Below are 13132 nucleotides of genomic sequence, written 5' to 3' on the forward strand. Positions count from 1 at the left end.
GGAGGGAGGCGGGACGGCCGGGAACGTGCCCGGCCTGTCGGCGGGCGGCCCCGGCCGCCGTACGCCGGAGCCCGCCCCGTGGGGAGACAGGGCGGGGTCCCGCGGGGGACGGGCCGACGGCCGGGACCGCCGGATCAGGCGTGCGGGACGACGGCGACGGGGCAGCGGGCGTGGTGCAGGACCGCGTGGGCGGCCGAGCCGATCCGGGTGCCGATCGGGGCCCGGCGGGCGCGCCTGCCGACCACCATCAGCTGCGCCTCGGCCGACTCCTCCACCAGCACCTGCCCGGCGCTGCCCATCTCGACGTGTTCGGTGACCTGCACCTCGGGGTACTTCTCGCGCCACGGCGCCAGGGCCTCCTGGAGGGCGTTGAGCTCGAAGGGCTCCAGCCCTCCCGCGGCGTCGGCGAGGGCCAGGGAGGCGCTCCAGGTGTAGGCGGGCGGCAGGCTCCAGGCACGGACCGCCCGCAGCGGGACGCCCCGTACGGAAGCGGCCTCGAAGGCGAAGCCGAGCACATCCGCGCTCTCCTCCGGGCTCCCCTGCTGGCCGACGACGACCTCGCCGTTCTCCCGGACCGGGTACTCACCGTCGTAGGCGCGTACGGAGACGACCGGACCGTTCGCCCCGGCTATCACCTGCTGTCCGTAGGAACCGAGGAGGAAGCCGAGCAGGGCCCCGTGGCCGCGGGTGCCCAGGCAGAGCAGGGCGGAGCGCTCGGCCTCGGCCAGCAACGCCACGACCGCCGTCTCGGGCAGCACCCGGCTGGAGACGGACAGCTCCGGGTACCGGCCGGCCACCTGCTCCTCGGCCTCCCGCAGGACGGCACGGGCGGCCTGGGCCTCGGCCTCCCGGTTCTGGACGAGCGGGATGTCCAGCGGCTGCCAGAGCCAGGCGTGCACGATGCGCAGGGGCAGTCCCCGCAGGGCCGCCTCGCGCGCCGCCCAGTCGGCCGCCGCCAGACTCTCCGGCGAACCGTCCACCCCTACGACTACGGCCTTCTTCACTGGTCTGCCTCCGTGCGTCTGTGCGAACCGGCCCCTCGACCGGCCGCTGGAACCAGCATCACGGGCGGGCCCGTCCGGGGGGAGGGCCGATCGGCCCTCCCCCCGGGGCCCGTTGGGTCCCGGAGTACGGCCGGCGGCGTGCCGGTGGCCCGAAGCTGACATTTCCTGGACTGAAACGTGTGGTGGCGGGTAGGCGGGTTGCGTTTGAGGGCTGTGTGGTGCAGCTGACCGACGGGGGGAATGACGTGGAACTGCTGATGGCGGACCGAGGGACCGAACAGGACCGGCAGACGGCGGGTACGGGCAACATGCTGGGCAGTGCCGCGTACGACATGGGTTCGGGAGAGATCGCACGGGCCCGGGGCTTCGTCCGGGACTTCCTGACGGATGCGCGGTCGCTGCACGGGCTGCCCGTGTCGGCGCGGGCGATGGATGTCGCGCAGCTGGTGGTGAGCGAGCTGGCCACGAACGTCTGCAAGTACGCGCCGGGCCCGTGCCTCCTCGACCTCGAAGCGGGCGACGGCATGCTGAGCATCACGATGTGGGACTCGGGTTCGGTGCTGCCCACGAGCCGGCAGGCCGACCCGACGCGGACGGGGCAGCACGGGCTGGAGATCGTGCTCGCGGTCTGCGAGAGCTTCGAGGTGCGGCGCGAACCCGTGGGGAAGCGCGTCCGCGTGGAGATCTCGCTGCTCGACCGTCCGCAGGGCGATGCGGCCGGCCCCTCCGGCTGGTAGGTCTCCGTACGGAAGGAACCCCCACAGCTGGCGCTGTGGGGGTTCTTTCGATGGAGCGGTTCCGCTGGCTCAGTTCTGGGTGAGCATGCCTTCCCGCAACGTGGTGAGCAGCCGGGACAGGAGCCGGGAGACATGCATCTGGGAGATGCCCAGATGTTCGCCGATCTGAGCCTGGGTCATCTCCTGGCCGAAGCGCATCCGCACGATCTCACGGTCACGGTCCTCCAGGGTCTCCAGCAGCGGGGCCAGGGCGTGGAGGTTCTCGACCAGTTCCATGCCCGGGTCGCAGTCGCCGGTGATGTCGGCGTAGCTGGTGCCGCTGTCGGAGGCGCCCTGCTCGGTTCCGCCGAGCGGGAGGTCGATGGAGCCCGCGGTGTAGCCGTTGGAGGCGATGAGGCCGTCGATGACCTCCTCCTCGGCGATGTCCAGGTACTCGGCGAGTTCGGCGACGCCGGGGTCGCGGCCCAGGGTGGAGGTGAGCTCCTCCTTGGCCTTGGCCAGGGTGACCCGCAGCTCCTGGAGGCGACGGGGCACGTGGACGGACCACGTGGAGTCGCGGAAGAAGCGCTTGATCTCACCGACGATGTAGGGAATCGCGAAGGACGTGAACTCGACCTCGCGCGACAGCTCGAAGCGGTCGATCGCCTTGATCAGGCCGATGGTGCCGACCTGGATGATGTCTTCCATCTGGCCGTCGCCGCGGTTGCGGTACCTCTTCGCGGCGAACTGCACCAACGACAGGTTCATCTCGATGAGGGTGTTGCGCGCGTACTGGTACTCGTGCGTGCCCTCCTCGAGGACCTGCAACTGCTCGAAGAAGAGCGTGCCCAGCGCACGGGCGTCCTTCGGGGCGATCTTCTGCGGATCGTCGATCTGCGGGAGTACCGCCGGCGCGCGTACCGCCGACGCGGCCGTCCCGGTCGTGGTCTCCATGGATATCGACATTACGGACCTTCCCTGCCCCAGACGCTGCCGCGGAATCCCGCCTGCATGTGGCTGCGCCTACCCCCGTTCGCGCGGAACACGCCTGCGGAAGCGCGGAGATAAGGATTCGCCGATACTGGCGCCCCACGGGCATGAGTACCGCCGTGGCGGACACCCGCCGGGGATGACGGACACACCGAAGCCGGGACCCGGCGATGAAGACGCGAGCGGGAACGTACGCCGCGACAGCGAAGCGGGACCTGATGAGCAGGTGGAGGAGCGGGCACCGGACCGACCGACCGAGCTGCCCCGGCGGTCCTGGACGGCAGTGCTGCGCGGCACCCTGAAGGAGTTCAAGGACGACGAACTCGCGGACCGGGCCGCCGCGCTGACGTACTACGGGGTGCTGGCCCTGTTCCCCGCCCTCCTGGTGCTGGTGTCCCTGCTGGGCGTCGCGGGCGAGTCCGCCACCGAGCAGGTCCTGAAGAACCTGCAAAAGCTGACGCCCAGCTCGGCCCGGGACGTGATCAGCGAGGCCGTGGAGCAGCTCCAGGGCAACGCCGGTGTCGGTTCGTTCATGGCGATCGTGGGTCTGGCCGTCGCGGTGTGGTCGGCCTCCGGTTACGTCGCCGGGTTCATCCGGACCTCGAACGCCGTCTACGACATGCCGGAGGGCCGGCCGGTGTGGAAGGTCCTGCCGCTGCGCCTGGTCCTGACGGTGACGCTGATGGTCCTGGCGTGTGCCAGCGCCCTCATTGTGGTCTTCTCCGGCGGTCTGGCGCGGCAGGCCGGTGCCGCCCTGGGGATCGGGGACACTCCCCTGACCATCTGGTCGATCGCGAAGTGGCCGGTCCTGGTCCTGCTCGTCACCGTCATGATCGCGGTCCTCTACTGGGCCGCGCCGAACGCCAAGGGCCGCGGCTTCAAGTGGGTCACCCCGGGCAGCTTCCTCGCCCTGGTGATCTGGATGGCCGCGTCGGCCGGCTTCGCGTTCTACGTCGCCAACTTCGCCTCGTACAACAAGACCTACGGCGCCCTCGCCGGTGTGGTCGTCTTCCTGGTGTGGCTGTGGATCACCAACCTGGCGATCCTGCTGGGGCTGGAGTTCGACGCGGAGATGGTCCGTCAGCGGGCGATCGCCGGCGGGCATCCCGCGGACGAGGAGCCGTACGTGGAGCCGCGTGACACCCGCGCCTGGAGCGACGGGGACCGCCGGCGCATGGAGCAGTGAGCCAGGTCCGCGCTTCGCGGACGGGTGCCGCCGCCTTTGCTGGGTAGCCGGACGACGACGGCGTACACATCCGGACGAGGATGTTCCGTCGCGGCGGCCCCCGTCCCCGTGACGATTCCGACCGATCGAGGAGAGCAAGGTGACCTCATCATGAGCACAGCAGAGCGGGACGCCCACGGCATCGGCACCACGGGCGCCACCGGCACCACCGACGAACCGGTGGGCGTACTGGTTTCGCGTGCCTCGCAGCAGATCTCGGAGCTGGTCCGCGAGGAAATGCAGCTGGCACGTTCGGAGATGGCGCAGAAGGGCAAGCGGTTCGGGAAGGGCGGCGGCCTCTTCGGCGCCGCGGGTCTCGTCGGCATCCTGGCGGCCCAGGCCCTGGTGGCGACCTGCATCGTCGCCCTGGCCCTGGTACTGCCCCTGTGGGCGGCGGCGCTCATCGTCACGGCGGTGCTGGCGGCGGTGGCCGGCGTGGCCGCCCTGGCCGGGAAGAAGCAGATCGACCGCGCGGGCACCCCCGCACCCGAACAGACCATCGACAGCGTCAAGGCCGATCTGGCCGAGGTCAAGGAGAAGGCTCACCGATGAACGACGAATCACAGAACAAGATGGGCACGCCCACCCCCGAGGAGCTGCGTGAGCAGGTCGAGCGGACGCGCGACGAACTCGGGCAGACCGTCGAGGCGCTGGCGGCCAAGGCCGACATCAAGGCGCAGGCGAAGCAGAAGACCGCAGCGGTGAAGGAGCAGGCCGCGGAGAAGACGGCGGCGATCCGGGAGCAGGCCACCGAGAAGGCGGCAGTGGTCAAGGAGCAGACCGCCGAGAAGACCGCGGTGATCCGGGAACAGGCCGCGGAGAAGGCGGCGGTGGCCTCCGGTCAGATCCGCGTGAAGACGGAGCAGGCGGCGCAGCTGGTGAAGGACAAGACGCCGGACGCCGTGCTGGAGAAGACGGCGCAGGCCGCCGCCCAGGTGCGCGAGAGCGCGGCCCAGGCCCGGCGGTACGCGGCGGAGAAGACCCCTGACCCGCTGCTGGAGAAGGCGGACCGGGCCGCGACGGCCGCCCGCGCCAACCGCACCCCGCTCATCGCGGGCGGTGCGCTGCTGGTCGCCTTCCTGCTGATCCGCCGCAGCCGGGGGCGTAACCGATGAAGGGGTCCAAGATCGCCTACAAGCCGGTCGGCCTCGTCCTGGGCGCGGTCGGAGGCATGATCGCGGGCGCCGCGTTCAAGCAGACGTGGAAGCTCATCGAAGGCGAGGGCGACGCCCCCGACGCCCTCGACGAGGACCGTCCGTGGAAGCAGATCCTCCTCGCCGCCGCCGTACAGGGCGCGATCTTCGCCGTGGTCAAGGCCGCGGTGGAGCGCTCGGGCGCCCAGGCGACCCGGCGCGTCACGGGCACCTGGCCGGCCTGATCCGCCGCGGTGCCGGTCCTCCCGAGGAGGGTCCGGCACCGCCCGGGCGGCGGTTCAGGGCACGGATCAGGCGCTGGCCATCCGGAGCGGGACGACGACAGCGGCGTACGCGATCAGGGCGAAGGCCTCGGCGGCCCCCGGCGTCAGGGCGCGCTCCTTGTGGTCACGGGCCATCAGCTGCGGGACCAGGACAGCCAGCGCCGGACAGGCGTACGCCTCCCGGATGTGGTGGAGGCCCACCGCTTACAGCAGGCCCTCCATCCCCCGGAGACCGGCGAACGGGCCCCAACCGCGCCGCCGCCACCAGCCCGCGGCGCCGGACAGCGGACCGTCGACGAGAGCCGGCCCGAACCACACCAGCGGAAGGACCGGGCTGCCCGCCCCGCCCGCCCGAACTCCGCGTATCCGTAGTACCCGAGCACCAGGCCGACCTTCGCACCCCCGCTGCGGCCTCGGCGGCCCGTGCGGCAGAGTAGGGGCATGTCCCCGTACGAGACGATGCCCTTCCACCTGGAGACCGAGCGGCTGGTCCTGCGGCCGTGGGCCGAGTCGGACGCCGCCGACTTCAGCGCTCTCCTCTCCGAACGCGGCAAGGGGACTCCCACTGTTGAGCGCAGCCGGACCTCCATCGGGGAGCTGCTCGCCGCGACGGAGACCACGGGGATGGCCCTGCTGCCCGTCCAGCGGCGCGACGAAGGCGACTTCATCGGCTACTGCGGGCTGATCATCGGCCGCACCACCCTGGAAGAGCCCGAGATCGCTTACGAGTTGTGCCGGCGCGTGCACGGGCGTGGCTACGCCACCGAGGCAGCCGGTGCGGTGGTCGACGCCGCCGTGGCGACCGGGCGGAAACGGCTCTGGTCGACCGTCGGCACATGGAACACACCGTCGCTCCGGGTCCTGGAGAAGCTCGGGTTCGAACGGGACCGCGTCTCCATGGAGGAGAACGGCGAAGTCGCCTGGCTCACGCGCTCGTTGCCGTGACCCCGGGCCACTCCCCCGAGGGCTCCATGCTCACCTGGTGGACGTCAGGGTCCGGTACGCGAAAGGAACACACCTCATGGCTCTTCGAGTTCTCGTCGTCGGCGGCGGGCTGATGGGAGCGGCCGCCGCCTGGCGCCTCTCGGTACGCGGCCACCAGGTCACCGTGCTGGAGCGCTTCGGGCCGGGCCACGACCGCGGCAGTTCGTACGGCACCTCCCGGATCTTCCGGCTGGCGTACGCGGAGCCCTCGTACACGGAGCTGGCGCTGCGGGCGCTGCCCCTGTGGCGGCGGCTGGAGGAGGAGAGCGGGCAGTCGGTGCTGACGCTCACCGGGGCCGTCGACCACGGGCTGCCCGAGGCGGTGGACCGGCTGGCCGATGTGCTCGCCGGAGCGGGGCGGGCCGCGCGGCGCCTGTCCCCCGGTGAGGTGGCCGACCGGTGGCCGGGGCTCCGGGCCGACACGACCGCGCTGTACCACCCGGACGCCGGGCGGGTGCACGCCGACGACGCCGTGTCCGCCCTGCTCAAGGCGGCCGGGCAGCGGGGTGCCGAGGTGCGGCACGGGGTACGGGTGACGGAGATCCGGGACACCGGGCGTACCGGAGGCGGGGTCACCGTGGTCACGGACACCGACGAGGCGCTGACGGCGGACGCGGCCGTGGTCGCCGTGGGCGGCTGGGCGCCCGGGTTCCTGCCGGCCGTGGTGAGCGGCCTGCCGCCGATGCGCGTCACCCAGGAGCAGCCGGTGCACTTCCCGGTCCCGGACGCGCTGGACTGGCCCTCGTTCATCCACCACCCGGGCGCCGGGTGGAACGTGCCGGGCGGGCTGTACGGGCTGGGCAGCGTCGACGGCGTCAAGATCGGGCTGCACGGCGTCGGGCCGGTCGTGGACCCCGACCACCGCGACCGTACGCCGGACCCGGCAGCCGTCGAACGCCTCCGCGCCTACGCCGAGGAATGGCTGCCCGGCGTGGCCGGCACCGAGCCGACCCCCCTCACCTGCCTCTACACCACGACGCCCGACGAGGATTTCGTGATCGACCGGCAGGGCCCGGTGACCGTGCTGGCGGGCTTCTCCGGGCACGGCTTCAAGTTCGGGCCCGCCATCGGCGAACTGGCGGCCGACCTGGTCGAGGGCCGGCCGGGCACCGCCCGGTTCGCCCTCGGCCGGACGGCCCCCGCGCGCTGAACCCGCTCCCGGGGCCGGCCGGTCGCGCCCGGTGTCCTCCTACCGGAGGACGGCGGGCCCTAGGCAGTGTCTTCAAATGATCATCGCTGGTGGATCATGGTGTCGTGATACGTCGCCATGAACTGTCCGATGCTGAGTGGGAGTTCGTCCGGCCGTTGCTGCCCGTGTCGTTGCGGGGGCGGAAGCGGCTGGACGACCGCAGGGTCCTGAACGGGATCGTGTGGAAGTTCCGGACCGGGACGGCCTGGCGGGACGTGCCCGAGCGCTATGGTCCGTGGGCCACGCTGCATACCCGTTTCCGCAGGTGGGCGGCGGACGGAACGTTCGACCGAATGCTGCGGGCCGCCCAGGCGGAAGCGGACGCGGCGGGCGACATCGAGTGGCTGGTGTCGGTCGATTCCACGATCGTCCGGGCCCACCAGCATGGGGCGGGGGCTCGAAAAGGGGGCTCCGCGACCCGGCCCTCGGGCGGTCCAGGGGCGGCCTGACCAGCAAGATTCATCTTGCCTGTGACGGCAGAGGCCGTCCGCTCGGCTTCGTCGTCACGGGCGGCAACACCAACGACTGCACCCGGTTCACCGCCGTGATGGAAGCGATCCGGGTGCCCCGGATCGGACCGGGGCGACCCCGCACCCGGCCCGATCACGTCCTGGGCGACAAGGGCTACAGCTCGAAAGCGATCCGCGCCTGGCTTCGCCGCCGCGGCATCCCTCACACGATTCCCGAGCGTGCCGACCAGGTCGGCAACCGGGCCAGGCGGGGCAGTCGCGGTGGCCGCCCGCCGGCCTTCGACCGCGAGGCCTACAAGCACCGCAACGTCGTGGAACGGTGCTTCAACCGCCTGAAGCAGTGGCGCGGCATCGCCACCCGCTACGACAAAACCGCCCAGTCCTACGAAGCGGCCGTCACGCTCGCGTCACTCCTGATGTGGGCGTGACATTTGACGACAGGACCTAGTCGGCCCGGGTGTCGTCCTCCGGAGGACGGCGTACCTCCTCGCGGTCCTTCTCCAGGCGCTCGTCGAGTTTCCGCTCGTCCGGGCGGCGGGGCATACCGCGGCTGTGGCCGGTGTCGGGGTCGCCCTCGACCTCTTCGTTCGACTTGTGGTGGTGGTGAGCCATCGGTCACTCCTTGCCGTCGTAGTGGTCGGTCGCCGCGGGTGCCTCGTCGGCCCCGCGCGTCTTCCCGGCGTCGGCGCCGTCGCCCCTGCGGATCGTGCAGTGGAGGGAGTCGTCCTTCACATCGGCGACGATCGTGTCGCCCGGTTCGGCCCCGCCGCCGAGGAGCAGGGAGGCGATACGGTTGTCGAGTTCCGTCTGGATCGTTCGGCGCAGCGGACGGGCGCCGAACGCCGGCTGGTAGCCGTGGGCCACCAGGAGCTTCTTCGCCGCCTCGGTGACCTCCAGCGTCAGGCCCTGCGCGTGGACGCGGTGCTTGCTGCGGTCCAGCAGGTGCTCCACGATCTCGGACAGGTCGTCCTCGGTGAGGCTGTGGAAGACGATGATGTCGTCGATGCGGTTGAGGAACTCGGGCAGGAACCGCCCCCGCAGGTCCTCCATCAGCTCGTCCTTGAGCTCGGCGGCGTCGCCTTCGTGGGCGAGGATGCGGTGCGCGCCGATGTTGGACGTCATGATGACGACGCAGTGGCGGAAGTCGACCGTGCGGCCCTGTCCGTCCGTGAGCCGGCCGTCGTCGAGGATCTGGAGCAGCGTGTTGAAGACGTCGGGGTGCGCCTTCTCGACCTCGTCGAACAGCACCACGCTGTACGGGTTGCGCCGCACCTTCTCGGTCAGCTGGCCCGCCTCGTCGTAACCGACGTATCCGGGCGGCGCTCCGACGAGCCGGGCCACCGTGTGCTTCTCCTGGAACTCGCTCATGTCGAACCGGATCATCCGGTCCTCCGCGCCGAACAGCAGCTCGGCCAGGGTCTTCGCCAGCTCGGTCTTGCCGACGCCGGTGGGGCCGAGGAAGAGGAACGAGCCCACGGGCCGGTTCGGGTCCCCCATGCCGGCCCGGTTGCGGCGTACGGCTTCGGAGACGGCGGTGACGGCCTCGTCCTGGCCGACGATCCGGGCGTGCATCTCCTCCTCCAGCTTGAGGAGACGCTCCTTCTCACCGGCGGTGAGCTGGGAGACCGGGATGCCGGTGCGGCGGGAGACGATGTCGGCGATGTCGGCGGCCGTGACCGAGACGACGCCCTCGCGGCGCTCCTCGATCCCGGCGAGCTCGCCCTCGACCTCGGCGATCTGCTCCTTGAGCGCCTTGGCCTGCTCGAACTCCTCGGCGGCGACGGCCTGGTCCTTCTCCCTGCGCAGCTTCGCGAGGCGGTCCTCCCGGCTGACGACCTCGGTGGAGCGGTTGGCGCTGCGCAACCGTACGCGGGCACCGGCCTGGTCCATCAGGTCGATGGCCTTGTCGGGCAGGTAACGGTCGCTGATGTAGCGGTCGGACAGCTCGGCGGCCGCCGTCAGCGCCCCGTCGGCGAAACGGACCTGGTGGTGCGCCTCGTACGCGTCCCGCAGCCCTTCGAGGATCTGTACGGTCTCCTCGACGGTGGGCTCCGGGATCAGGACGGGCTGGAAGCGGCGCTCCAGGGCGGCGTCCTTCTCGACGTACTTGCGGTATTCGTCGATCGTCGTCGCACCGACCACATGGAGCTCGCCGCGGGCGAGGGCGGGCTTGAGCATGTTGCCCGCGTCCATCGAACCCTCGCCCGTCGCACCCGCTCCGACGACCGTGTGGATCTCGTCGATGAAGAGGATGATCTCGCCGCTCGCCTCCTGGACGTCCTCGATGACCTTCTTCAGCCGCTCCTCGAACTGCCCGCGGTACTGGGCCCCGGCCACCATGCCGGACAGGTCCAGCGAGACGACCCGCTTGTCCTTCAGCGTGTCCGGCACCTCGCCCGCGACGATGCGCTGGGCGAGCCCCTCCACGATGGCGGTCTTGCCGACGCCCGGCTCACCGATGAGCACGGGGTTGTTCTTGGAGCGCCGCGACAGGATCTCGATGGTCTGCTCGATCTCGTCGGCCCGGCCGACCACGGGGTCCAGCTTGCCCGCCCGGGCCTCCTCGGTCAGGTCGCGCCCGAATTCGTCCAGGGTGGTGGACGGCTGCTGCGCGGAGCCGGATGCGCCGGGCCTGCGGCCCGCCCCGTCGGCCATGCCGTTCAGCTTGGAGGTGTCCACGTCCTGGGCGCGCAGGAACCGCGAGGCACCGGAGTCGGCGTCGCCGAGGAGGGCGCCGAGGATGTGCTCGGGCCCGATGTACGAGACCTCGGCCGCCTGCGACCTGGCGTGGGCGAGGGCCAGGGTCCGCTTGGCCGCCGGGGTGAGGCCGGGCTCGGACGACGGCTCCTGCGACTCCCGGGGCAGCACCTCGGCGATCCGGTCGCCGAGCCGCTCGGGGTCGACCCCGGCCTGGGCGAGCAGCCTGCGGGTGGGCTCCACCTGGGTGGCGGCCCACAGGAGGTGCTCCGTGTCGAGGTCGGACGTGCCGTCCTCGGCGGCCCTGCGGCCGGCGGCGTCGAGGAGTTCGCGCGAGGACTCCGTGAGGAGCCGGCCGATGGGGACACGTTGCACGGCCGGGGGCGACGAGGCCGGGGACATGCCGAAGAAGCGATTCAGCAGGTCGCTGAAGGGGTCCGGCGAACCGGGGGGAGAACCGAATGCCATCGACATGCCAGCTCCAGATGAGCGAATGGACGGTCCCACCCACTGAAACCCGATGCTCCCGGCTCCGCAAACGGTGCGGCGGGCCCGACCTTCGGGGGCAGCGGGTGCGTCGGCACGGAGCCCGCGAACTGGCCCGACGCACTGATCGTCATGGTGCTCACCGATCCGCCCCTCGCCTCCGCGCCGGCCGTCGCCGCCACCCCTCGCCACCTCAGCGGTTCACCCGAATGCAGCATTCCCCCCGGCGGAAGAGATCGTTGTGCGGAGTGCGGCAACGAAAAGCGCATTTCGTTTCGCATGTGACGACTTCGAGGCCGTGTCCGCGACGGCGGTCACGCCTCCGCCTATCGCCCGTCGTTTTCCCTCGCCGCACGCCATGTCCCGGCTCCGGCGTGCGGCGAGGGAAAACGGCGCAGGAGAAGCAGGAAATCGGTCAATCAGGAAAAGAGGAGCAGATGTACGAAGGAAGCATTCCGCTTGAGGACTTCCTCGACACCATGAACCGGCTACAGGCCGACTTCGAGCGGCGCCTGGGCGGCATCGAGCGCAAGGCCCTGCCGACACCCCTCGCGCACACCCCCACGCAGGAACGTTCGAGCTCGTCGGCGTGGACGCCGGAGGACGACTACCGCCCCCTCGGGATCGAGGCCATCTGGACCGCGCCGCGCGAAGCTCAGGACGGGCGTTCGGGTCATCATCCGCAGAAACGCTCCTCCTCCCCTCACCCCTGGGGCGCTCCTGTCGACTGATCGCCCCAGGCACCAGACCACGGGCCTCAGCCCCGGTCCAGCCCCGACCCAGGCCTCAGGCCCGCCCGCAGCCCCGAACCGGGCCCCAGCCCTGGCCGGCCCCGGCCCCGGCCCCCGAAGAAACGTTCATCTCGCCTTCCCCGGCCATCTCCCTTTCCCCGGCGACCACCTCCCCGGACGGGGAGCAGCCGGTACGTAATGCTGGGGAAGCCCGCGCCGCTCCTCAGGCGGCAGGTTCCGGGCCGGTGTCTCCACCGGGCCGGGAGCCGGCCGGTTCCGCTCGCGGTCCCAGCCCGCGCGGGCGCGGGGGTGGAAGCGGCGCCGCTCGGGGACCAACCGCCAGACGTGGTGGACCAGTTGGCCCAGTACGCGCAGCAGCCGTTCGTCGCGGGGCGTCCAGCGGAGCCCGAGGCGTTCGCGTACGGCCTCCGGATACATGCCGACCGTCATCCACAGCGTGAGCCGGACCATCGGGAACCGGGCGAGGGCCCACAGCGGCGAGGGCAGCAGCCGCAGGAGGGGTGGTCGGGCGATACGTCGCATGTTCAGGACGTCCCGGGTCGGCCGGTTGTCCTCCAGGACGTCGGTACACATGTGGTCCCAGTACCTCTGGAACTCCTCCCAGCTGCCGGGAACGGGCCTCATGGACATGCCGTACAGCGCGTACCAGCGGACGTGCTCGTCGAAGAGCGTGCGCCGCTGCGCTTCGGTGAGCCCGCCGCCGAAGCGCTCGGCCACCTGGACGGTGAGCATGAAGAACGTGGCGTGCGCCCAGTAGAACGTGTCCGGGTTGAGCGCGTGGTACGGGCGGCCCCGCTCGTCGACGCCGCTGATCGAGGCGTGGTAGCCGCGCACTTCGCGGGCCGTCCGGGCGGCGAGCGGGCCGTCGTAGACCACGCCCCCGATCGGGTAAAGCGAGCGGAAGAGGCGCTCCCAGCGCTCCTCGAAGAAGCGCGAGTGTTCGGCGACGCCCGCACCCAGCTCGGGGTGCATGTTCTGCATCGACCCGGCCCAGGGGGCGAGGAGGAGGCCCCTCCAGTCGCCGAACCAGCGCCAGGTGAGGGAGTCGGGGCCCAGCGGTTCGACGGTTCCCGGATCGGTCGGGCCCCGGCCGCCCGGTGCCGGGCCGGCAGCTGATGTCTCCATGTGCGCCTCCACTTCTGAGGACACCTGTCATCACATGGAAAGGTAAAGTGTGAGGACAGCCGTCGTCAATGGGCCGG

The 13132-nt window shown here is 71.3% G+C and carries 15 protein-coding genes; 9 read left to right on the top strand and 6 right to left on the bottom strand.

Annotation, left to right across the window (positions count from 1 at the left end):
- Window positions 1-134: 134 nt before the first annotated feature.
- A complete protein-coding gene (locus tag GTY67_RS02380; protein WP_093694549.1) occupies window positions 135-1004 on the bottom strand; it encodes a universal stress protein in 870 nt (289 codons plus the stop codon).
- A gap of 257 nt (window positions 1005-1261) precedes the next feature.
- Between GTY67_RS02380 and GTY67_RS02385 the strand changes: the two genes are divergently transcribed.
- Window positions 1262-1741, top strand: coding sequence for an ATP-binding protein (locus tag GTY67_RS02385; protein ID WP_161277603.1), 480 nt, complete (start codon window positions 1262-1264; stop codon window positions 1739-1741).
- Window positions 1742-1810: 69 nt separating this feature from the next.
- Here GTY67_RS02385 and GTY67_RS02390 read toward each other — a convergent pair whose 3' ends face one another.
- The gene (locus GTY67_RS02390; RefSeq protein WP_237502542.1) at window positions 1811-2674 is read right to left on the bottom strand and encodes a SigB/SigF/SigG family RNA polymerase sigma factor; all 864 of its coding nucleotides are present in this window, start codon (window positions 2672-2674) and stop codon (window positions 1811-1813) included.
- A gap of 175 nt (window positions 2675-2849) precedes the next feature.
- Here GTY67_RS02390 and GTY67_RS02395 point away from each other — a divergent pair, with 175 nt between their 5' ends.
- The 4 genes from GTY67_RS02395 (at window position 2850) to GTY67_RS02410 (ending at window position 5313) form a co-directional block, all read left to right on the top strand.
- A complete protein-coding gene (locus GTY67_RS02395; RefSeq protein ID WP_093694550.1) occupies window positions 2850-3896 on the top strand; it encodes a YihY/virulence factor BrkB family protein in 1047 nt (348 codons plus the stop codon).
- A gap of 150 nt (window positions 3897-4046) precedes the next feature.
- Window positions 4047-4487 (top strand): phage holin family protein, encoded by a 441-nt coding sequence (locus tag GTY67_RS02400; RefSeq protein WP_161277605.1) that lies wholly within the window; start codon window positions 4047-4049, stop codon window positions 4485-4487.
- Entirely contained in the window at window positions 4484-5050 is a 567-nt protein-coding gene (locus tag GTY67_RS02405; protein WP_161277606.1) for a DUF3618 domain-containing protein, read from the top strand. The genes GTY67_RS02400 and GTY67_RS02405 overlap by 4 nt, the downstream gene beginning before the upstream one ends.
- Window positions 5047-5313 carry a DUF4235 domain-containing protein gene (locus tag GTY67_RS02410; RefSeq protein WP_093694553.1) on the top strand — a complete coding sequence of 89 codons (267 nt, stop codon included), beginning with the start codon at window positions 5047-5049 and terminating at the stop codon, window positions 5311-5313. Before GTY67_RS02405 ends, GTY67_RS02410 begins: the two co-directional genes overlap by 4 nt.
- Window positions 5314-5379: 66 nt before the next feature.
- On the opposite strand, the gene GTY67_RS02415 is transcribed toward GTY67_RS02410, so the two are convergent.
- Window positions 5380-5553 (bottom strand): hypothetical protein, encoded by a 174-nt coding sequence (locus GTY67_RS02415; protein ID WP_161213730.1) that lies wholly within the window; start codon window positions 5551-5553, stop codon window positions 5380-5382.
- 240 nt (window positions 5554-5793) lie between these two features.
- Between GTY67_RS02415 and GTY67_RS02420 the strand changes: the two genes are divergently transcribed.
- The 3 genes from GTY67_RS02420 (at window position 5794) to GTY67_RS02430 (ending at window position 8423) form a co-directional block, all read left to right on the top strand.
- Window positions 5794-6297 (top strand): GNAT family N-acetyltransferase, encoded by a 504-nt coding sequence (locus GTY67_RS02420; protein WP_161277607.1) that lies wholly within the window; start codon window positions 5794-5796, stop codon window positions 6295-6297.
- Window positions 6298-6373: 76 nt separating this feature from the next.
- The gene (locus GTY67_RS02425; protein ID WP_161277608.1) at window positions 6374-7486 is read left to right on the top strand and encodes an FAD-dependent oxidoreductase; all 1113 of its coding nucleotides are present in this window, start codon (window positions 6374-6376) and stop codon (window positions 7484-7486) included.
- A 107-nt stretch (window positions 7487-7593) separates the two neighbouring features.
- Window positions 7594-8423 (top strand): IS5 family transposase gene (locus GTY67_RS02430; RefSeq protein ID WP_343238740.1). Its coding sequence is split into 2 segments (ribosomal slippage): window positions 7594-7933 and window positions 7933-8423, totalling 831 coding nucleotides; the frame shifts between segments, so codons are not numbered across the junction.
- A 16-nt stretch (window positions 8424-8439) separates the two neighbouring features.
- Here GTY67_RS02430 and GTY67_RS34420 read toward each other — a convergent pair.
- Together GTY67_RS34420 and GTY67_RS02435 are read right to left on the bottom strand one after the other, a co-directional pair.
- Entirely contained in the window at window positions 8440-8607 is a 168-nt protein-coding gene (locus tag GTY67_RS34420; protein ID WP_176727627.1) for a hypothetical protein, read from the bottom strand.
- A gap of 3 nt (window positions 8608-8610) precedes the next feature.
- Window positions 8611-11166 carry an ATP-dependent Clp protease ATP-binding subunit gene (locus GTY67_RS02435; RefSeq protein WP_161277609.1) on the bottom strand — a complete coding sequence of 852 codons (2556 nt, stop codon included), beginning with the start codon at window positions 11164-11166 and terminating at the stop codon, window positions 8611-8613.
- 449 nt (window positions 11167-11615) lie between these two features.
- On the opposite strand from GTY67_RS02435, the gene GTY67_RS02440 reads away from it, so the two are divergent.
- On the top strand, window positions 11616-11909 hold the full coding sequence (locus GTY67_RS02440) for a hypothetical protein (protein WP_093694557.1): 294 nt from the start codon (window positions 11616-11618) through the stop codon (window positions 11907-11909).
- Window positions 11910-12035: 126 nt separating this feature from the next.
- Here the strand turns inward: GTY67_RS02440 and GTY67_RS02445 are convergent, their stop codons facing one another.
- Window positions 12036-13055 (bottom strand): oxygenase MpaB family protein, encoded by a 1020-nt coding sequence (locus tag GTY67_RS02445; RefSeq protein ID WP_237502543.1) that lies wholly within the window; start codon window positions 13053-13055, stop codon window positions 12036-12038.
- Between the last annotated feature and the right edge of the window lie 77 nt (window positions 13056-13132).

The organism is Streptomyces sp. SID8374 (genome assembly GCF_009865135.1).
In the GTDB taxonomy this organism is placed as follows: domain Bacteria; phylum Actinomycetota; class Actinomycetes; order Streptomycetales; family Streptomycetaceae; genus Streptomyces.

Bases quoted from the DNA above. Each gene is read 5' to 3' on its own strand.
- GTY67_RS02385 (WP_161277603.1), top strand. From the start codon at position 1,262: ATGGCGGACCGAGGGACCGAACAGGACCGGCAGACGGCGGGTACGGGC.
- GTY67_RS02390 (WP_237502542.1), bottom strand. From the start codon at position 2,674: ATGGAGACCACGACCGGGACGGCCGCGTCGGCGGTACGCGCGCCGGCG.
- GTY67_RS02395 (WP_093694550.1), top strand. From the start codon at position 2,850: ATGACGGACACACCGAAGCCGGGACCCGGCGATGAAGACGCGAGCGGG.
- GTY67_RS02400 (WP_161277605.1), top strand. From the start codon at position 4,047: ATGAGCACAGCAGAGCGGGACGCCCACGGCATCGGCACCACGGGCGCC.
- GTY67_RS02405 (WP_161277606.1), top strand. From the start codon at position 4,484: ATGAACGACGAATCACAGAACAAGATGGGCACGCCCACCCCCGAGGAG.
- GTY67_RS02410 (WP_093694553.1), top strand. From the start codon at position 5,047: ATGAAGGGGTCCAAGATCGCCTACAAGCCGGTCGGCCTCGTCCTGGGC.
- GTY67_RS02420 (WP_161277607.1), top strand. From the start codon at position 5,794: ATGTCCCCGTACGAGACGATGCCCTTCCACCTGGAGACCGAGCGGCTG.
- GTY67_RS02425 (WP_161277608.1), top strand. From the start codon at position 6,374: ATGGCTCTTCGAGTTCTCGTCGTCGGCGGCGGGCTGATGGGAGCGGCC.
- GTY67_RS34420 (WP_176727627.1), bottom strand. From the start codon at position 8,607: ATGGCTCACCACCACCACAAGTCGAACGAAGAGGTCGAGGGCGACCCC.
- GTY67_RS02435 (WP_161277609.1), bottom strand. From the start codon at position 11,166: ATGTCGATGGCATTCGGTTCTCCCCCCGGTTCGCCGGACCCCTTCAGC.
- GTY67_RS02440 (WP_093694557.1), top strand. From the start codon at position 11,616: ATGTACGAAGGAAGCATTCCGCTTGAGGACTTCCTCGACACCATGAAC.
- GTY67_RS02445 (WP_237502543.1), bottom strand. From the start codon at position 13,055: ATGGAGACATCAGCTGCCGGCCCGGCACCGGGCGGCCGGGGCCCGACC.